This window comes from Thioclava sp. JE_KL1 (assembly GCF_009296265.1).
Taxonomy (GTDB): domain Bacteria; phylum Pseudomonadota; class Alphaproteobacteria; order Rhodobacterales; family Rhodobacteraceae; genus Thioclava.
Window position 1 is genome coordinate 309,331 of the sequence record NZ_WBJS01000007.1, and the last position, 18,010, is coordinate 327,340.

At 61.2% G+C, this 18,010-nt stretch carries 17 protein-coding genes and 1 pseudogene; 6 read left to right on the top strand and 12 right to left on the bottom strand.

The window, feature by feature from the left end; translation table 11 throughout:
• Positions 1-21: 21 nt before the first annotated feature.
• From F8R15_RS15585 to F8R15_RS15605, 5 genes and pseudogenes are all read left to right on the top strand, one after another.
• Complete coding sequence (locus F8R15_RS15585) at positions 22-1,095, top strand: C4-dicarboxylate TRAP transporter substrate-binding protein (protein ID WP_078601945.1); 1,074 nt, start codon at positions 22-24, stop codon at positions 1,093-1,095.
• 40 nt (positions 1,096-1,135) lie between these two features.
• Positions 1,136-1,681 carry a TRAP transporter small permease subunit gene (locus F8R15_RS15590; protein ID WP_172976241.1) on the top strand — a complete coding sequence of 182 codons (546 nt, stop codon included), beginning with the start codon at positions 1,136-1,138 and terminating at the stop codon, positions 1,679-1,681.
• Between the two features lies 1 nt (position 1,682).
• Positions 1,683-3,005 carry a TRAP transporter large permease gene (locus F8R15_RS15595; protein WP_078572507.1) on the top strand — a complete coding sequence of 441 codons (1,323 nt, stop codon included), beginning with the start codon at positions 1,683-1,685 and terminating at the stop codon, positions 3,003-3,005.
• A gap of 316 nt (positions 3,006-3,321) precedes the next feature.
• On the top strand, positions 3,322-4,152 hold the full coding sequence (locus F8R15_RS15600; RefSeq protein WP_253732679.1) for an XdhC family protein: 831 nt from the start codon (positions 3,322-3,324) through the stop codon (positions 4,150-4,152).
• A 197-nt stretch (positions 4,153-4,349) separates the two neighbouring features.
• Positions 4,350-5,483, top strand: a pseudogene (locus F8R15_RS15605) (DUF6538 domain-containing protein); the annotation flags it as partial.
• A gap of 150 nt (positions 5,484-5,633) precedes the next feature.
• Here the strand turns inward: F8R15_RS15605 and F8R15_RS15610 are convergent.
• Positions 5,634-5,870: a helix-turn-helix domain-containing protein gene (locus F8R15_RS15610; RefSeq protein WP_075777684.1), complete on the bottom strand. Its 237-nt coding sequence runs from the start codon at positions 5,868-5,870 to the stop codon at positions 5,634-5,636.
• Between the two features lie 93 nt (positions 5,871-5,963).
• Here F8R15_RS15610 and F8R15_RS15615 point away from each other — a divergent pair, with 93 nt between their 5' ends.
• Entirely contained in the window at positions 5,964-6,614 is a 651-nt protein-coding gene (locus tag F8R15_RS15615) for a hypothetical protein (protein WP_152845191.1), read from the top strand.
• Between the two features lie 187 nt (positions 6,615-6,801).
• On the opposite strand, the gene F8R15_RS15620 is transcribed toward F8R15_RS15615, so the two are convergent.
• The 11 genes from F8R15_RS15620 to F8R15_RS15670 form a co-directional block, all read right to left on the bottom strand.
• The gene (locus F8R15_RS15620; protein WP_152845192.1) at positions 6,802-8,250 is read right to left on the bottom strand and encodes a mannose-1-phosphate guanylyltransferase/mannose-6-phosphate isomerase; all 1,449 of its coding nucleotides are present in this window, start codon (positions 8,248-8,250) and stop codon (positions 6,802-6,804) included.
• A 9-nt stretch (positions 8,251-8,259) separates the two neighbouring features.
• The gene (locus tag F8R15_RS15625) at positions 8,260-9,231 is read right to left on the bottom strand and encodes a GDP-L-fucose synthase (RefSeq protein ID WP_152845193.1); all 972 of its coding nucleotides are present in this window, start codon (positions 9,229-9,231) and stop codon (positions 8,260-8,262) included.
• A 9-nt stretch (positions 9,232-9,240) separates the two neighbouring features.
• Positions 9,241-10,362, bottom strand: a complete 1,122-nt coding sequence (gmd, locus tag F8R15_RS15630) for a GDP-mannose 4,6-dehydratase (RefSeq protein WP_152845194.1) — start codon at positions 10,360-10,362, stop codon at positions 9,241-9,243.
• A 35-nt stretch (positions 10,363-10,397) separates the two neighbouring features.
• Positions 10,398-11,342: a glycosyltransferase family 2 protein gene (locus tag F8R15_RS15635; RefSeq protein ID WP_152845195.1), complete on the bottom strand. Its 945-nt coding sequence runs from the start codon at positions 11,340-11,342 to the stop codon at positions 10,398-10,400.
• On the bottom strand, positions 11,339-11,893 hold the full coding sequence (locus F8R15_RS15640) for an acetyltransferase (RefSeq protein WP_152845196.1): 555 nt from the start codon (positions 11,891-11,893) through the stop codon (positions 11,339-11,341). The genes F8R15_RS15635 and F8R15_RS15640 overlap by 4 nt, the downstream gene beginning before the upstream one ends.
• Before the next feature lies 1 nt (position 11,894).
• On the bottom strand, positions 11,895-13,058 hold the full coding sequence (locus tag F8R15_RS15645) for a glycosyltransferase (protein ID WP_152845197.1): 1,164 nt from the start codon (positions 13,056-13,058) through the stop codon (positions 11,895-11,897).
• Positions 13,055-13,774, bottom strand: coding sequence for a sulfotransferase domain-containing protein (locus F8R15_RS15650; protein ID WP_152845198.1), 720 nt, complete (start codon positions 13,772-13,774; stop codon positions 13,055-13,057). The genes F8R15_RS15645 and F8R15_RS15650 overlap by 4 nt, the downstream gene beginning before the upstream one ends.
• A complete protein-coding gene (locus F8R15_RS15655; RefSeq protein WP_152845199.1) occupies positions 13,762-14,652 on the bottom strand; it encodes a hypothetical protein in 891 nt (296 codons plus the stop codon). The genes F8R15_RS15650 and F8R15_RS15655 overlap by 13 nt, the downstream gene beginning before the upstream one ends.
• Positions 14,653-14,668: 16 nt before the next feature.
• Complete coding sequence (locus F8R15_RS15660) at positions 14,669-15,910, bottom strand: hypothetical protein (RefSeq protein ID WP_152845200.1); 1,242 nt, start codon at positions 15,908-15,910, stop codon at positions 14,669-14,671.
• A 4-nt stretch (positions 15,911-15,914) separates the two neighbouring features.
• Positions 15,915-16,598 carry a hypothetical protein gene (locus F8R15_RS15665; protein WP_152845201.1) on the bottom strand — a complete coding sequence of 228 codons (684 nt, stop codon included), beginning with the start codon at positions 16,596-16,598 and terminating at the stop codon, positions 15,915-15,917.
• A gap of 80 nt (positions 16,599-16,678) precedes the next feature.
• On the bottom strand, positions 16,679-17,953 hold the full coding sequence (locus tag F8R15_RS15670; RefSeq protein WP_172976242.1) for a lipopolysaccharide biosynthesis protein: 1,275 nt from the start codon (positions 17,951-17,953) through the stop codon (positions 16,679-16,681).
• Between the last annotated feature and the right edge of the window lie 57 nt (positions 17,954-18,010).

The following is an 18,010-nucleotide window of genomic DNA, read 5'->3' on the forward strand; positions in this document are numbered from 1 at the left end:
ATCCTTGGGAGGAGGATACTAATGACAACGACACGCAGGGCCTTTGTGGCCATGTCCTCGGCAGCCTTGGCGCTGCCCTTTCTGAACACCCGCAGCATCGCGGCTCAGAACATCTCGATTCAGATCGGGTCGAGCCACCCGACCAACAATATCTGGGTCTACGCCATGCAGAACGCACTGCAACCGGCGCTCGAAAAGCTGCTGGCGGATGCGGGCGGCGAGTATTCCGTGAGCTGGAACGAGAACTACGGCGGCACGCTCTACAAGTTCAAGGACACCCGCACGGCGGTGCGCGACGGCATCGTCGATGTCGGCATGGTGGGGACGGTCTGGGAAGGCTCGGCGATGCCGCTGCAGAACGTGACCTATTTCACCCCCTTCGCGAATGTCGATCATAACGTCACCATCGACATCTTCGACAAGCTGACCGACGAGCTGCCGGAGCTGCGCGCAGGGTGGACCGACCAGAACATGGTGCATCTGTCCTCGCTGGTGACCGACAGCTACGACGTCTACGCCAAATTCCCCATCACCTCGGTCGATGACATCCGGAACCGCCGCCTCAACGCGCCGGGCACCTCGGCCAACTGGCTGGCGGAGACCGGCTGCACGCCGGTGGATGGCGCGCTGACCACCTATTACACCGACATCCAGACCGGCGTTTCCGAGGGCACGCTCTCCTTCGCCAGCGGGATCCAGCCCACTCGAGTCTACGAGGTTGCGCCGCATCTGACGCGGGTCGGCTTCGGCTCGATGTATTTCGGCGGGATCGCGGTGAACAAGGGCTTCTACGACCGGCTGCCCGAGCCCGTGCAGGCCGCGCTGAAAGAAGCGGGACGTATCACCTCGCGCGCGCATGGCGACTACATCACGAAACGCACGACCGAGGCGATCACCGAGATGAAGGGCGCCGGGCTGCAGATCACCGAAATGGCCCCTGCAGAGCGCGAACGCTGGGCCGAGACGCTCCCCGACGTCGCGAAGCCTTGGCTTGAGGCCAATGGCGCGGCGGCGGCAACGGTGGCCAAAGCGTATTTTGGCGAACTGGAAGCTCGTGGCATCAAACCTGCCCGTGACTGGACCGCCGGGATCTGAAGCCATGGCTTCGATCCCGCGCGCAACTGAGGGAGCCTCTATGCAACGCGCCAGTCTCCTGGCTACAAGCCTGCCCGCGCTTCGGCGCGGGCTACAGCTTGCCCTGAACGCGATGGCGGCGGTGGGCGTGCTGTGGATTTTTGCCATCATGTTGCTGATCGTCGCCGACGTGGTCGGTCGCAATTTTCTGGCCGCACCGATCATCGGCGTCGCCGAGATCGCGGCCCGCTCGGTCGTGGCCATCGTCTTCCTGCTGCTGCCGGCTGCCGCGCTGAACGGCACCCTGATCCGGTCGGATTTCCTGATGCGTGGGCTCCAGCGTTTTTCGCCCCGGTCGGTGCGGCTACTGGACAGCCTGTTTGCGCTTGCCGGGGCGGTCATCTTCGGACTGGTGGCGCTGGCCGCCTGGCCCGATACGCATGACGCCTGGGTCAGCTCCGAGTTTTTCGGAGTGCGCGGCGTCTGGACGCTGCCGACCTTCCCCTTCCACCTGTTGGTGGTGCTGGGGGCTTCTGTCACCAGTCTCGCCTGCATCTTTTCGGCCGTCGAGACCCTGCTGAACCGCCCGACTGAGGAGCACTTCTGACATGAGCAGCATCACCATAGGACTGATCCTCATTGGCGTGCTCTTCGCGCTCGTGCTCTTGGGGATGCGCATCGCCGTGGCGCTTCTGGTCGTGGCCTTTGCCGGGGTCTGGATCATTCGCGGCAATTTCGACCTTTCCATGCGGCTCATGTCCATCGCCGCCTACAATGGGGTTGCCAACTATCTCTTCGCGACGATCCCGCTCTTTGTTCTGATGGGGCACCTCGTCAGCATCTCGAATGTGGGCAAGGATACGTTCGACGTCGCCGAGGCGCTGCTGCGCCGCCTGCTTGGCGGCCTCGGCATTGCCACCGTGGCCGCCAACACTGTCTTTGCCGCCGTGACCGGCGTTTCCATCGCCTCGGCAGCGGTTTTCACCAAGGTCGCCGTGCCTGAGATGACGCGCCACGGCTATTCGCCCTCGTTTTCCGCGGGCACCGTCGCGGGCAGTTCGGTTCTCGGCATGCTCATCCCACCGAGCCTGCTTCTGATCATCTACGGTGTGTTGGCCGAGCAATCCATCGGCCGGATGTTCATCGCGGGGCTGGTGCCTGGCGCGCTGCTGGCGACGGGCTTCGTGTTGTGGATCCTGTTGGCCGCGAAATTCGCGCCCGGCATCGTCTTTGCCTCTCCCAAGGCCCAAGAGACCGACCCCGAGGCGCAGGCCTATGATGACCTGTCGACGGGCGAGCTCCTGCGCAAGATCGTCCCGATCATCGTGCTGGTGACCTTCGTTCTCGGCGGGCTCTATTCCGGGTTCTTCACCCCGACGGAAGCCGGGGGCGTCGGAGCCTTCGCGGCGCTGATCATTGCGATCTTCCGGCGTAGCCTGAACCTGCGCGGTTGCTGGGCGGTGCTGAGCCAAACCGGCACCATCTCGGTCGGCATCCTCGCGCTGCTGGTGGCCGCTGGCTTCTACAGCCAGATGCTTGCCGTCGCAGGTATCCCGGCCGCTATCGGCGCCTTTGTGAGCGGCAGCGGCTTTGGCCCGGTCGGGTTCCTGATCGTCTATGTGCTGCTGGTGCTGCTTCTCGGTATGATCCTGGATAGCAGTTCGATCCTGCTGATCGTGGTTCCTATCGCAGCTCCGATCGCGCAGCACCTTGGTTACGACTTGATCCAGTTCGGCATCATCACGGTGATTGCGGTCGAGGTCGGGTTGCTCACACCGCCCTTCGGGATTTCGATCTTCACGGTGCATTCGACGCTTGGAGACCGGAGCGTCTCCCTGGAATCCATCTTTGCCGGTGCGCTGCCCTATGTCGGCGTGATGCTGGGTGTGCTGATCCTCGTGGCCTCCTTTCCAGTGCTGATTATCGGTTAAGAGATCCCAGGCGCTGTGATCGATCTACTCCTCTCTCTCGGGTCAAAGCGCGGCGCGTAGGTCCGGGAGAGAGCGCGAGATTTGAACCTGCGAAGCGAAACCGTCCGAAGACGTCGCGGCGTGTCGCGTTGGCCGCACGCAACGGGATTGGATGAGCTTCGTCGCAAGGAGGCGGGGCGACTTTGGGACGCCGATCCGAGTTCGAGATATGCAGAGAAACGGACACCTTTCTAAGAGGGTAAATGGCATGGATCAGTCAACGACAGTTCTATGCGAGACCGAATGGCCCTTGGCTCGGTTCTTGGGGCCGGGGCCAATGTGTCTGTGTTTCATCAGCCATGTCGAGGGACCGTCATATCGACCGCTCGGCTCTGGCATGGCAGTCGATGGTGCCGGGCGGCGGTTCGGCAATTTGTCGTCGGGATGTATCGACGAGGATGTCGCGCTTCACGCGGTGGAGGCGTTGAAAACCGGCGCTCCGACGGTGCTGCGTTACGGGCGCGGGTCGCCTTTCATGGATATTCAACTGCCTTGTGGGGGAGGGCTGGAAGTAACCTTGCTGCCAGCCCCGGATCGTGAGGTTCTGGACGTGGTGCATCGCCGTCTGGTCGCGCGTGAAAATGCGACGCTGACGGTGCTGCCGGATGGCCAGATCGAAAACGGCGCGACGCGCGGCGGTCTGACGATGACCTTGCGCCCCAAAGTGCGGGTTCTGGTCTTTGGCGACGGTCCCGAGCCTCGGGGATTTTCCGCGCTTGCGCAGGCTGCGGGTTTGCCGGTCACGCTATATGCCGGAGCCGAGGAGACGCGCGATGGCATTGCAGGCGCATGCGCGTTTTCCGGCAAGACCTGGCCCGATACGGCCCATGTCGATTATCGCACGGCCGTCACGCTTTTCTTCCACGACCATGAGCGCGAAACCGCACTTTTGACGCATGCCTTGGAGACTCGCGCTTTCTATATCGGGGCGCAGGGAAGCCTTCGGGCGCGTCAATTGCGCGAAGCGGCCTTGAGTGCCGCCGGGGTGGAGGACGCGGGAATTGCGCGGCTTGTCGAACCCTTCGGATATGTCGCACATGCCCGGTCCGCGCAGGAAATGGCCGCTGGTGTGCTTGCTCAGGTGATCGATCACGCCCGGCGCGTCTGACGTAGGCGCGGCGTGATCTCATGTTCGCTTCTCGGGGCTTTTTGGCGGAATTCCTCTCCGAGATATACATCTCGATTTTCAAGTAGAGATCACAACTAAACATAAATAAATCAGTTATTTAAGACGAATTCGATTCCCTAGGGAAGGCTTTCGTGCTACACATGATGATACACAAAGCTCTTTTCCGGAGATGTGCGATGAATATCACTAAACGTGGCGAAGTCTGGCATCTGCGTCGGCGGGTTCCCAAGGGGTATGCCTCTGTCGATCCGCGCCGTGAGGTGGTTATCAGTCTTCGGACTGGGTCTGAGACGGTGGCGCGAGAGAAGGCCCCGGTGCTCTGGGCCGAGCAGATCGAGGTCTGGGAGGCGATGCTCGATGGCGACACGGAAGACGCGGAGGCGCGGTTCGCTGCAGCCAAGCGGTTTGCGAAGGCGCGAGGCTACCGGTTTCTCGACGCGCGCAAGGTGGCACGTCTGCCTGTGCAAGAGCTACTCGCGCGTATCGACCTGGTCGCCAGTGATGAGATGCGCAATCCGCTCGGAGCGGACTCCCTTCTTGGCGGGGCGGAGCTGCCTTTGATCACCGTGTCGCGGGCGCTCGAGCTGTTCTGGGGGCTCGCATGCGACAAGACCTTGGGCAAGAGTGCAGACCAAGTTCGACGCTGGCGCTACCCGCATATCAAGGCGGTGCAGAATTTCATCGCGGTTGTCGGTGACAAGCCGCTTGATGATCTGACGCGCGATGATTTCCTCGATTTTCGCGATTGGTGGGCAGAGCGGATGGCGTCCGAAAGGCTCACGGCGAATTCTGCGAACAAGGATCTGACGCATCTCAGTGCGGTCTTGAGGCGCGTGAGCCGTGACAAGCGGCTCGGGCTCGAACTGCCGCTCGAAGATCTTGGCTTCCGGCAGGGGAAAGCGGCGCGGCGGCCCTCTTTCTCCGACGCGTGGGTCCGGGCCCGCTTGCTGGCCCCTGGGGCGCTCGATGGGTTGGAGCCGCAAGCGCGGGCGATCTTGCTGGTAATGGTGAATACCGGGCTCCGCCCGAGCGAGATCGCAGCGCTGAGGCGTGAGGAGATCCGGCTCGATGATCCGATCCCGCATTTGATCCTGCAGCCGATCGGGCGAGTTCTGAAGACACAGAATGCGGAACGGGTGATGCCGCTGCACGGGGTGTCGCTCGAGGCGATGCGCGCGTTCCCGAATGGGTTTTCGCGCTATCGCGAGGGCGCGGCCACGCTTAGTGCCACGGTGAACACCTATCTGCGTGACGCCGGTCTGCTAGAGAGCGAGCGGCATTCTCTCTACAGCCTTCGGCATGCGTTTGAGGATCGGATGCTTGCTGCTGGGATCGACGAGCGGATTCGGCGCGACATCATGGGGCATGCTCTGGGGCGTGAGCGCTACGGGGAAGGTGGGGGCGGTTGGCGACGATTGCGGAGCTACTCGAGCCCATCGCATTCTGAGGCGTGTGAGCAATCAGCTCCGCAGTTTCACCTTGAGCAGATTAGCGGGGTCGATATCGAGGGCCTGCGCGAGGCGCCAGACATTGTCGATGGAGATATTCTGCTCGCTGCGCTCAACGGCGCTCAAATAGGTTCTGTTGAGACCAGATTCGAGCGCTAGACGTTCCTGCGACCATCCACGCTCTGCGCGCAGTGATCTGAGGTTGCTCGCGAGCGTGTCGCGCAGAGGGCTTTTCGGCGTTCGTTTCACCCCCTTGCAATCGCGCAATGTTGGTTTTAGCTCTACCGGTTATAAGAGACATTCGTGTGCTCGCTGATACATCTTTGCAAAGGAACCAGATCGATGACCGCAACTGAAATCGACCCCAGTTTTCTGCTAATTTCCGATCGAGAGATGTATATTCATCGTGATCTCAGTCTTGCCGAAGCGCTCGGCGATGGGTTTGTCTATCGCCGTATCAAGAACATGCTGGCGGACCCCTTGCTGCGTCCGCTCCTTGAGCTGTTGGAGAATGGTGCGACGAGCTACGAAGGCGCGCTCAAACTTAAAGGGCGCGGATTTCTCGAGACGCGGTCGATGATCGCGCGGCGAGGCCCGTTCAAGGAAGACGAGTTTCAGTATGTCCTGTTGACGGGTGAGGCTTGCAGCTATGCCCATCGCTGGCTCTTCGGGAGAGCGGAGGGGCCTGAGCCGGATCTCGATCCGACGGAGTCCCTGCTGAAGGCTATTCGGCGCTATCTCGTTGTCGACGCCGGTTCTGGTATCGTGGTGGGGCGAGATGTGCTGGAGGTCGCGATCGATCTCGATGATATGAAAATCTTGGGGCGCCTCGTGCATCTGGACTACGGGCTTCGTCAACTTTCGGATCCTGGTTTCAGTGACCCGGTTTCCGAGGCGGATTGGATGGAAGCTCGCGCGTATTGGTCCGGGGCGGATAGTGCCGACCGAGTTGGGGCTGCGATCGTATCCTTCGACTCGTCCGAATTCCCGTAAGTGTTCTCGCGAGGGGGCAGCAGGGCTGCATCCACGAACAGAGTGTCAGTTTTTCTTTCCTTCTGTCGCGTCGCGATAGAAAGATATTCCAACAAAAAGCCGCGACTATGATGGTCGCGGCTCTTGCTTTTTTGCTCAAGAATTTCGAGGCGTTGGTGTTACCTTGTCCTTGGAAGCGGCGCCACCGTTACCCCTTCGCGCCCTGCCCACGCGCATAGACATCTTCGTAGCGGATGATGTCATCCTCACCAAGATAGCTGCCTGTCTGCACTTCGATCAGCGTCAGCGGCACCTTTCCCGGGTTCTCCATGCGATGGACAGCGCCGAGAGGGATATAGACGGACTGGTTCTCGGTCACGAGTTTCACCTCGTCATCAATCGTCACCTTCGCCGTGCCTTCCACAACGATCCAGTGTTCGGCGCGGTGATGATGGCTTTGCAGGCTCAGTGCCGCACCCGGGTGGACGTGGATCCGCTTCACTTGGAAGCGCTGGCCGACGACGAGGCTCTCATACCAGCCCCAGGGGCGGAAGTCGCGGGGCAGGGTCTCGGCCTGAGCCGCACCCTTGGCCTTCAATTCGGCCACAGCCTTCTTCACGTCCTGCGCGCGGTCCTGGTGGGCGACGAGCACGGCGTCGGGCATGGCGACGGCGATGATGCCTTCCAGACCGATCCCGACGAGTTCCTGAGCGCTATCCGTCGAATGCAGAAGTGTATCGCGGCAGTCGATGGCGGTGGCGGGGCCAGTCGCGACAATGCCGTTCGCGTCGGGATCCTGCTCGCGCCAGACGGCCTGCCAGTCGCCGAGATCCGACCAGGCGCCGCCATAGGGCACGACGGTCAGGTTGTTCGCGCGCTCCATTACCGCGTAGTCGATCGAGATATCATCGAGCGCCGCCCAGGGCTCGGGCGCGAGTCGGGTGAAGGCGAGATCGCGTTCGGCGGTTTCGACGGCAGCCTTGGCCTGCGCCAATGTCTCGGGCGCATGCTTCGCGAAAGCGTCGAGGATCGCCGAGGTCGAGAAGAGAAAGATGCCCGCATTCCAGAGGTGCATCCCACCTTCGAGCAGCGCCTCGGCCTTGGCCAGATCGGGCTTTTCGACGAAGGATTTCAGCGGCTGCGGGGTGGCTGAGAATTCCGCGTCCGGAGCTTCGCTCAGTTCCAACCAGCCATAACCGGTCTCGGCGCGCTCAGGACGGATGCCGAAGGTGACCAGCTGACCGGCCTCGGCCGCCGGGGCGGCCGCCTCGACCGCCGCGCGGAAACGTGCGGGATCGGGGATGACGTGATCGGAGGGCGCCACGAGCATCAGCGCGCCCGGCTCGCGCGCTTCCAGCACGAGAGCGCCAGCACAGATCGCTGCGGCAGTGTTGCGCGCGGAGGGCTCGATGAGGATATCGGCGGGGGCGATCTCAAGTGCAGCCAGTTGTTCGATCACCACGAAGCGGAAATCTGCGCCGGTGATTACCGACGGGGCTGCGAAGCCGTCACCCGCGAGCCGCTTGGCCGAGGCCTGGAACAGGCTCTCCTCGCCCATCAGGTTGACGAATTGTTTGGGGTAGCTCTTGCGCGAGAGCGGCCAGAGGCGCGTGCCCGAGCCGCCGCAGAGGAGGACGGGGTGGATCGTCTTGCTCATAAATCTCTCTCAGGTTCTGGCTGTGTCGTAGTTTGCGAGGAACCAGCGATAGGTCTCGGCGATCCCGTCTTCGAGGTCGATACGCGCTTGCCAACCCATCGATTTGAGCCGGCTGACATCCATCAGCTTGCGCATCGTTCCATCCGGCTTCGACGGGTCGGTCGTGATCCGCCCTTCGAAACCGGTCACCTTCGCGACCATCTGCGCCAGCTCCAGTATCGAGATGTCGCTCCCCGAGCCCACGTTGATATGGCTCAGCATCGGATCGGTGTTCACATCATAGTCCGCCTTGGGGAGGTCGAGCACGAAGAGCGAGGCCTCGGCCATGTCATCCACATGCAGGAACTCACGCCGCGGCGTGCCGGTGCCCCAGATCGTGACCTCTTCTAGCCCGTCGCGCGCGGCCTCGTGAAAGCGCCGGATCAAGGCGGGGAGCACGTGGCTGTTCTGCGGGTGGAAATTGTCGCCCGGCCCGTAGAGGTTCGTCGGCATGACCGAGCGGTAGTCCACGCCATGCTGCCGATTGTAGCTCTCGCAAAGCTTGATCCCGGCGATCTTCGCGATGGCATAGGGCTCGTTGGTGGGCTCGAGCGGGCCGGTCAGCAGCGCGTCCTCCGCCATCGGTTGCGGGGCTGCCTTCGGGTAGATGCAGGAAGAGCCGAGCTGGAGAAGCTTCGTGACCCCGGCCGCAAAGGCTTGGTGGATCACATTGGTCTCGATCATCAGGTTCTCGTAGATGAACTCGGCTGGGTAGGTGTTGTTGGCGTGGATGCCGCCGACCTTGGCCGCGGCGAGGATCACCACGTCGGGGCGCTCCGTCTGCATGAAGTCGCGCACCGCTCCCTGATCGGTCAGATCGAGTTCGGAATGCGTGCGGGTGATCAGTTCCAGTGGCTCGCCCTTAGCCTTGCGCACCTCCAGTTGGCGCAGGATCGCGCCGCCCACCATCCCGCGATGGCCTGCGATATAAATCTTGGTCATTGGACTGCCTCAGCCTTCGAGCGAGACCGGCAGGTCCAGCCCGTGTTCTTTCAGAAGCGCATAGCGCCGCGCAGCCTTGTGGTCCTCTGCGACCATCTCGGCACACATCTCCTGCGCGGTGATCTCGGGCACCCAACCGAGCTTTTCTTTGGCTTTGGACGGGTCACCTAGGAGCGTGTCTACCTCGGCCGGACGGAAGTAACGCGGGTCGATCCGCATGACGACGTCGCCAGGCTTCAACGCGGGTGCCTTGTCGCCCTCGATAGCTGCAACCGTGGCGATCTCCTCAGTGCCGGAGCCCGAGAATTCCAGCTCGACCCCCAATTCCCGCGCGCTCCAGGTGATGAATTCGCGCACGGAATATTGCTTGCCGGTAGCGATGACGAAATCCTCTGGCGCGTCCTGCTGCAGCATCATCCACTGCATGCGGACGTAATCCTTCGCATGGCCCCAATCGCGCAAGGAGTCGATGTTGCCCATGTAGAGGCAGGGCTCGAGACCCATAGCGATGTTGGAAAGACCACGGGTGATTTTGCGCGTCACAAAGGTTTCGCCACGGCGGGGAGACTCGTGATTAAACAGGATCCCGTTGCAGGCATACATTCCATAGGCCTCGCGATAATTGACCGCGATCCAGTAGGCGTAGAGCTTGGCGACGGCATAGGGCGAGCGCGGGTGGAAGGGCGTGGTCTCACGCTGAGGCGTTTCCTGGACCAAGCCGTAAAGCTCCGAGGTCGAGGCCTGGTAGAAGCGGGTCTTCTTCTCGAGCCCCAGAAATCGGATCGCCTCCAGCAGTCGCAGCGTGCCGATCGCGTCTACGTCTGCGGTGTATTCCGGGGCCTCAAACGAGACCGCGACGTGGCTCTGCGCGCCGAGATTGTAAACCTCGTGCGGCTCGATGTCGCGGATCAGGCGGGTGAGGTTAGAGGTGTCAGAAAGGTCGCCATAATGAAGCTTCATTTGAGCGTGGTTGCTGTGGGGATCTTCGTAGATATGGTCGATCCGCTGCGTATTGAACAACGAGGCCCGGCGCTTGATGCCGTGAACTTCGTAGCCTTTCTCTAGCAGAAATTCTGCGAGGTAGGAGCCGTCTTGGCCGGTGATGCCTGTAATAAGTGCGCGCTTTGACATTTCTCGCTCCAACTTCTTGCTCGGTGATTTTAAATTTATAGAACGGTGTCTCTTTTTACCCGACGGCTCGAAACGCCTTCAGGCGTGAGGTCGATTTCGAGAACCTTCCCGATTGCGGCCACCACATCGAGTTTGTCTCGCTGCATTGCCGTTCTGACTTCATAAAGTTTCATATCTACGAGGTAGCGATACCAGAAACCTTGCAGAACGTGAAAAGCTGTGCCTTGCACACCGTCAAGAAATCCAAGCCGAACAATGTAGCGGTAGAAGAAATAGATGAAAGCGCGGATACCGCCAGGAAGCCGAGCGTATACCTGCTCTTTAAGCCAGCGCTTGACGCCTGCCTCAGTGGCGCCGCTCAAGGTGCCGATGGTTTCATGCGGCATAAACCTGTGCTCTTGATTTAAGATGTCAATAACTTCGCGGCTGGCGTAGGAGTTATGCTTTTGTGTCCACCAAGTTAGTGAGTTGAGATTGTCGTCGATCAACTCGCCACGAAAATCCGCTGTCGCGCCCTCGACAATTATATGTTCGTCCATCCAGCGCATCTCGCAGCGACCGCGTCCTTTACGGAATATGCGTAGCACACGTATCGGAAATAGTCCTCCCCAACGGATCGGACGCTGCATGAAGGACATGCGACGAGAGATAAAGATCCCGTCAGTATCAGGGGAAACTTTGGGAAGGCTTCCAGCAATCTCATTCGCCAAATCTGGTTGCACAACCTCATCGGCGTCCAGCCTCATAATCCATTCGGTCCCTTCAGGCACATGTTCAATTGCCCAGTTCAACTGGGTGGCATAATTGACCCAATGATGTGCAAGAACTGTGGCCCCCAACCCGCGCGCAATGGCGACAGTTTCGTCAGTAGAGCCACTATCTACCACCAGAATTTGGTCGGCGATTGTCTTAATCGAGCCGATAGCGCGAGCGATATGCAGCGCCTCGTTCTTTGTAAGGATAATAACCGTGAGCGTCATAGTTCTTTTATCGCGCGCGCTGGATTCCCTGCAACGATCGTCTGCGCCTTTACGTCTTTCATTACCACTGCGCGGGCTCCCACGATCGCGCCGGCACCCACAGTCACACCAGGTCCGATAAAGGCATCGGCGGCGACCCATGCGTCTTCGCTGATCGTGACCGGCGGTTTCAGAAGAGGACGATCGGCACGCGATATGTCATGGCTACCTGCGCAAAGATGCGCGCCCTGTGAAACGGTAGCGCGCGCGCCAACAGTGATTGGCCCGAGCGCATAGAGTATCGCGCGATCGCCTACAGCGCAGCCGTGCTCGAGTGCGAGATTCCACGGTATGGAGATGCGCACGCTGGGATAGATATGCACGTCGCGACCAACCCGCGCCCCGAAGAGACGCAGAAGGGCGCGCCGCCAACTCCACAGGGGGCGCGGGCTGAGAGCGAACAAGGGTAGGGCGAGCGCCCAGAGGACGCGGCGTGCTTTTTCGAGGCGTGACCACTTGCGAGCTTTGCGGTTGGCTGCAATGTCGAGGTTGACAGGTCTGGTTTCGTTCATGTCAGTTCTGACTCTCTTTCGACAAAGAAATATCCGTGCCAGGCTTGCCGTGGCCAAGCACCCAGCGATAGACGGCTTCCTGACGCGCCGCGATAGAGGGCCAGGAAAACCGCTCTTCCACTAGCGCGCGCCCTTTCAGACCCATCTCAGCGAGGTCCGGGCGAGATAGGCCGGCTGCGAGGCGGACCGGGTCCGGCCCAGTGTCAATCTCATGGGCTGCGCCCGCGGCGAAACCCTCGGGAAGGTTGCAGGCCCGGGTCATCAGGACCGGGAGACCCGATGCCCAAGCCTCGAGCACGGCCATCGGCAAGCCTTCCGAATGCGATGGCAGCACGAAAGCCCGAGCGCGGGCGAAGGCCTCGGCCTTTGCCGTGCCACTGAGCGGGCCGACGAAGCGGATGTCTCCAGCGACGCCGAGCCGCTGGGCCGCGGTTTCGAGGTCGCCGCGATGCCCGTTTTCGTCCGGTCCTGCCGCGACAATCTCCCATTGATCGCGCAGGGCCGGCTGGAGCCTAGCCCACTGAAACAGAAGTTCTGGTAGCCCTTTCTTAGGATGGAGACGGCCGAGGAACAGTAGCTCGGCGCGCTTTTTACTCGACTTGCGAATCGGTAGCGGTTTTCCGATCTCGACCGCGTTTGGCACGGTGGCGATAGCAGACATGGGCAGCACCTGCCTGATTGCCGCCGCCTCCGCCTCGGCCAAGGCATGCAGGCAAGCGGCGCGCGTCAGGTTGCGACGTTCCCAGCCCGACCAAGCGAGCCGTTTCTTCCAAGCCGAATTTCGCAGTGCCCAAGGGTCGAGCATGCCCCTCGGCGAAATTACCGTCGGCCCACCGCGGGCAGCGAAGCGGGTGGTCGCTACGGAAGTCATCTGCCAGATTCCATGCTGGTGGACTACATCCGGTCGCGTTGCTTCGATCGCCTGAGTTAGCCCCGCCGCCCAGCCCAATGACGTTGGGGCAGTTGCGCCAAGCACCACGGGCTGCAATGGCGCCCAAGCCTCCAGGTCGGCTTCGGTGTCGGAGTCAAACAGGCCAATCACATTCACCCGAACGCCACGCTCGGCGAGATGCAGGGAGAGCTTACGTACTGAGTGGAACAGGCCTCCAGCGCGCCGCGACAGCGAGCCGGTGACCATGGTGACGGCGAGGGGACGACGGGTCATCCGATCGGGTCCAGGTCGTAGCCGAAAGGCGCGGCGGCTTCGCCTAAGTGCCGGGCGACATCGGCCTGGAGGGCCGGGGACAGCAAATCGCGCCAGGAGTCGAGGGCGGAGCGCGCGAGAAACTGGTCGCGCACGCCAACCTTTTTGAGCCGGGCGAAATCGAATGCGTCGACCGCGGCTTTAATGTCGTCTAGGGATGCGGGGTGGGCGGCTTGTGTGAGCCGCTTTTGTAGGGTTCCCACCGGGTCGCGCTTTAGGTCTTCGAAGCGCACAAACGGCCAGTCTCTGACGCGTGCGGTGGACAAATGGTTCGCGTATCCGGTGGTTGATCCGGGAAAGGCTTCAATCACATGCTTGGCGAATTCGGGCCGAACACGACCGTCCGCCTCGAACGCCTCAGCCTTGCGCGCTGGTGGCAGGGTCCGAGCGGCCGAACAGATCACCTCACGCGGATCACGCACCACATAAAGCAGGTTCTCGCGACCTTCAAACTGGATCGAATGGGTGTGCAGAAGGACGTTGTCAGCGCTTAGACGCACGTCGTTGCGCTCGAAGTCGTAGCCGCACGCCGCGGCGACAAGCTGGCTCACCCAGGTGGTGCCGCTCTTAGGGAAACCAACTACGACGAAGCTGTTGGATCGCCGCCGCTCGGCCCGCAGTTGACGGCGCAACGCCACAGAGGCAATCGCATTTCGGCGTTTTTTCAGGTTGAGCATAGATCTTTTCCGGTTGGGTCATTGGTCAACGGGACACCAGTCGGCCGCGCCGTCGGTAGTGGACCGGTAGACAGGGCCGCGTAGAGCGCAGAGGACTGGGTGAGCAGCGCGGCATCGGTCCAGAGGCGCGGGTCGAAGCTTTCGGCCGTGGCCGGTGCCCTTCGCGACAGCAGCCTACTGATGCGTGATCTCAGCTCGGGCGGGAGCCCGCGGACTGCATCGAAGTGACGCAACCGACCGGCAAGTGCCTCCAATGGACCGGGGTAACGGCGAGCCTGACCCGCGGTATTGCGTTGAATTGCGTCTTTCGGGACGATGGGCGCCAGCCCGAGCCAGTCGCTTAACGCGGACATGGTTTCACGTTGGGTCTCGACCCCAATCAGGTCTTGGAATTTAACCACGTAGATCTGCTCTGCTGCCACCCGGGCGGTCAGGGCGTCGAGGGCCGCGACGAAGTCTGTCGCCCCAGTGATCCGTGCCCGGATCTCCTCGGCATTGGCGGTGGTGGTCAGGCCGGAGCGGGTTGTCAGATGTTCGAAATAGCTGCGCGCGAGCGCTTCCGGGGGCCGCAGCGAGAGGATGAAACGGGTGCGCTCCAGCAGCCCAAGAGCGGCCAGTTTGTCGAGCACCTCGCCGCGATGGCGCGGCATGCCGTATTGAGTCGAGAAATCCACGAGCCAGCGCGTCGCGTCAGTGATGTGGTAACCCGAAAGCCGGGGCAGGCCCCCCACCGCTTCATTTATGAAGTCGTTCGGCTCTTTAGCATTATGCACTGCGAGGGCGGGGCCGAGCGAGAGCAAGGCGCCAAGCGTAGTGGTGCCACATTTTGGCATGCCGAAGGAGATCAGCCAGTTTTGGGAGAGACCGCGCTCGGGCATAGGGGAAGACATATTTTTAGACATTTTCCGGCAACTGAATTGTTTGGTCTGTGCGCACACGCGGGGGAACGTGTCGCACGTGGTAGAGGCGAAGCTTGAGGACCCTCTGCATGATGAGGAAGGAAACGGTGAAAATGATGAACTGCATGCCGAGACGGCCGAGATCGCTGCCCATTACACTTGGCGCGATAAGGGCTAGGGGCACCACTAGCGCGGGCCGCCGCCGCGCCAGAATACCAATTAGGGCGACTAGCAGCCCGACGAAGACCAGTCCGAGTGCGTAGCCGCCGAAGCCGAAGATAGCTTCGAACTCGGCTGGGACGGAGATTGGGATGCCGGCGCCTTTGTCATAGGAGCCTCCGCCCGTCCCGAAAACGTCTCCCCCAATGATACGGCCAACCCCCACATCGGGCTTACCTGCCCAAATAAATCGTGGAATGAAGCCGTATAGTGGCGCAAGTATGAGGACCGGGGACAGGATCGGCCCTATGATCGCGGTGTAGTTCAGTACCGCGCTGTCCTTTAGCGGAGAATATCCGTTGCCAAGTTCGCCGCCGAGCTGGTCGGCGAACATCCCGATGCCAACACTGGCACTGCTCCCTGCGCGTTGTGCCGTTACGTCGGCGATGAAGGCCAGCCCCGCAATTGTGAGCACCCCAAGAATCGAGGCGAATTTCGGCACTTCGCGCCACCGTTTGATCTGAACGAAACGCGCGTAGAGCACGAGTAGCAAGGGGAGCAAGACGGCGCCACGGTTCGAGCCGAGAAACCCTTTGAAAGCGAACACAGCAAAGACCAGGATGCTGAGCCTTAAAATCCATTTTGGGTTGCCGCGGCGGTGGAACAACAGCACCGCATATGCCGGGCTCAGGAACAAGTTGAGGAGCCCGTTCGCCACGTTGGCGAGATCGCTTGAAGTAGAGGTGCGTTTCATGCTGGCCAGCGATGTGACATTGGCCTGCTGGAGCCAGAACAGCATGATTAATAGAAAGCCAGCGAGGAGCACGCCTTTGCGAAGGGCTGAGATGTTACCGACTGCCAGACGGAAGCTATCCATGTCGACTTGGTTTCGTTTCATCGCCCAAGCGACGAGTAGCAACATAGTGAACCAGCTGAAATTGATGAGATAGGTGTCGGAATTGGAACGGAACACCGACCCGAGCATGTATTGAGCCCCAAAAAGGATCATCGGCGATTTCCACGCCAATAGTCTTGTGATTAAGATCATCGAAAGTGTCAGGCCGAAAATCTGGTCCATGCTACTAGTCCAAGATCGCACGCAGCCGGGTGTTGCCATGAAAGTGATGGAAGCTAATCCCGGCAAGATAGCCGTGACGATGCAGCATTTCGAGCGTGTCCAGTAGGGGCGGGGCCGCGGCGGCACTGGCATTCGTTGGGTGGTCGATGAAACGGCCGTCGGCTTGGGCGGAGCCAAGGTCGGTTCCGATCAAACCGATGGTGCCGACCCGCGAGAGCCAGCACAGATCAAGCCACATTGTGAGGCTGCCTTTCCATTGGATCGGCAGGCGCTTGCTGCCCCTAGTGAGCAGTTCCGGACGGTTCGCCAAAACCGCTCCCGGCAGGTTGTTGTGCGGAACGAAGCGCGCGCAATGATCTGAAACGCCAATTCGGAAATGGGTTGCCACGGCCGCGAGTTCGCCGCGTGGCAGCATCATCAGTGCGTGCGGCTTGAACACGAGACGATCGGTGGCCATTCGGGCGCACTCTTGCTTCTGGCGTTCGAAAATCTCGGTGTCGCGGAATGCGAATTCATAGGAAATCACGTCGGCCTCTGGGGCCACTTTCCAGGCTGCGTTCAGCGTGATAGTTACGTCAAAATCGCTACAAATGGCGCTCACCGTCGGTGCAGTGGCTGACGGGCCAGCCCCAACGATCAGCACTCTGCTGCCGGGGGCAAGGCGGGGCGTGAATCGCTCGAAGCCCATTCGCTCGAGCCGCCTCATCCGTAGTGCTTGCGCTGCGCGCATCGCATACCATCTCAACGCTGTATTCTTGACTGACAAGATCATTGGGGAGAGACGGAAAAACGGGGTTTCGTCCAGCTTAACGGCCAGGCCTTCCGGCACAACCCGCCCACCGTCAGCACCCGCATCAGCGACGCTATGGCAAAGGCCCATGCCGCCCCCTGCGCACCCCAGCGCGGCACCAGCAAGAAGAGCAGGCCCAAGTTTATCAGGCCGAGCACGATTGTGGTCGAGGCGAGTGCGCTGGTGCGCCGAGTGTATAGCAGCACGTTGATGAGGTAGAGGTACAAGCCGTGGAAAGCTGTGCCAAGTGCGAGAATCGGGATCAGCCCAGCGGCGTCGGCGTAGCCGGCGCCCAGAAGTATGGGGATGAAGAACGGCCCAGACAGCGCTAGGAAGCCCGCCATTACCACCGACACGGCCCCGATCCGATAGAATGCGCCTACCACCACCCGCCCCGTATCGAGGCGCGTATCGGCCGTATCGTTCCCCCGCGATAGCCGGTCAAAGACCCAAGGCTGGAACGACTTGTTCATGGCATCGTTTACGACGCGTAGCAGGAAGGAGATTTGCACCGCGGCGGCATAGACACCCACCTCAGCCAGACCGACGTAGGTCTTGATAAAAAACCGGTCGGCAGAGGCTAGCAAGAACATGCCCAACGCGTGTGGCACGAGCGGCAGGCCGAAGGCCAGCGCCTCCTTCACAGCGGCCCGTACCGGCCAACGGATCAGGCCAGCGCGCGCGAGTGAGACCAGCGCGATCGCTGCCACTGCCACCCCAGATAACGTGACGCCGAGGATGCGCCCCTCGGCGGAGCGCAGGAACCACAGAACGATGATGAGTGAAAGTAATAGGTTGGCCAGAGCCATGCCGACCTGCATAATTCCGAAAGCCGCCGCTCGCCCGCGCACTTGATAATCCGCCAGCCGGAGATTCACTACGAAGCTGGCAGCGGCGAACACCAGGCCGAACGTTAGCGCGCGTGTGTCAAGCCCGGTTAGCGGAACCAGCCAACGCCCGAACGCCAGCACCACGACGAAAGACAGCGCGAAGCTTGCGGCGAGGATGGCGAGCGTGGTGCCGATTAAGTGGGCGTAGCTCGCTTCACCCGACGCGCCGTCATTGCGAGCAACAAAGTAGTGCCGCTTCACCGCGCCCACCGTATTCACGCCGACGATCGCTAGCGTCATGTTCACGAAGGCTTGGAAGATCGCTACTTGGCCGTATTCGGCCTTGTCGATAAGCCGCACCAACACCGGCAGCATTGTGAAAGGAACGGCCGCGGCAGCGAGGTTGGCCGCTAGATAAACCAAAGAGGCGCGCCTAGCTTTCATCGCTCAATTAGCCCGACAGTTTGGGCCAAGCCGGGA

What these genes read in the sequence shown, in the direction of transcription:
- F8R15_RS15665 (WP_152845201.1), bottom strand. Translation starts at nt 16,598, where the DNA reads ATGGGCTTCGAGCGATTCACGCCCCGCCTTGCCCCCGGCAGCAGAGTG.
- gmd (WP_152845194.1), bottom strand. Translation starts at nt 10,362, where the DNA reads ATGTCAAAGCGCGCACTTATTACAGGCATCACCGGCCAAGACGGCTCC.
- F8R15_RS15595 (WP_078572507.1), top strand. Translation starts at nt 1,683, where the DNA reads ATGAGCAGCATCACCATAGGACTGATCCTCATTGGCGTGCTCTTCGCG.
- F8R15_RS15660 (WP_152845200.1), bottom strand. Translation starts at nt 15,910, where the DNA reads ATGGACCAGATTTTCGGCCTGACACTTTCGATGATCTTAATCACAAGA.
- F8R15_RS15625 (WP_152845193.1), bottom strand. Translation starts at nt 9,231, where the DNA reads ATGACCAAGATTTATATCGCAGGCCATCGCGGGATGGTGGGCGGCGCG.
- F8R15_RS15635 (WP_152845195.1), bottom strand. Translation starts at nt 11,342, where the DNA reads ATGACGCTCACGGTTATTATCCTTACAAAGAACGAGGCGCTGCATATC.
- F8R15_RS15645 (WP_152845197.1), bottom strand. Translation starts at nt 13,058, where the DNA reads ATGACCCGTCGTCCCCTCGCCGTCACCATGGTCACCGGCTCGCTGTCG.
- F8R15_RS15640 (WP_152845196.1), bottom strand. Translation starts at nt 11,893, where the DNA reads ATGAACGAAACCAGACCTGTCAACCTCGACATTGCAGCCAACCGCAAA.
- F8R15_RS15620 (WP_152845192.1), bottom strand. Translation starts at nt 8,250, where the DNA reads ATGAGCAAGACGATCCACCCCGTCCTCCTCTGCGGCGGCTCGGGCACG.
- F8R15_RS15600 (WP_253732679.1), top strand. Translation starts at nt 3,322, where the DNA reads ATGTGTCTGTGTTTCATCAGCCATGTCGAGGGACCGTCATATCGACCG.
- F8R15_RS15650 (WP_152845198.1), bottom strand. Translation starts at nt 13,774, where the DNA reads ATGCTCAACCTGAAAAAACGCCGAAATGCGATTGCCTCTGTGGCGTTG.
- F8R15_RS15590 (WP_172976241.1), top strand. Translation starts at nt 1,136, where the DNA reads ATGCAACGCGCCAGTCTCCTGGCTACAAGCCTGCCCGCGCTTCGGCGC.
- F8R15_RS15615 (WP_152845191.1), top strand. Translation starts at nt 5,964, where the DNA reads ATGACCGCAACTGAAATCGACCCCAGTTTTCTGCTAATTTCCGATCGA.
- F8R15_RS15585 (WP_078601945.1), top strand. Translation starts at nt 22, where the DNA reads ATGACAACGACACGCAGGGCCTTTGTGGCCATGTCCTCGGCAGCCTTG.
- F8R15_RS15655 (WP_152845199.1), bottom strand. Translation starts at nt 14,652, where the DNA reads ATGCCCGAGCGCGGTCTCTCCCAAAACTGGCTGATCTCCTTCGGCATG.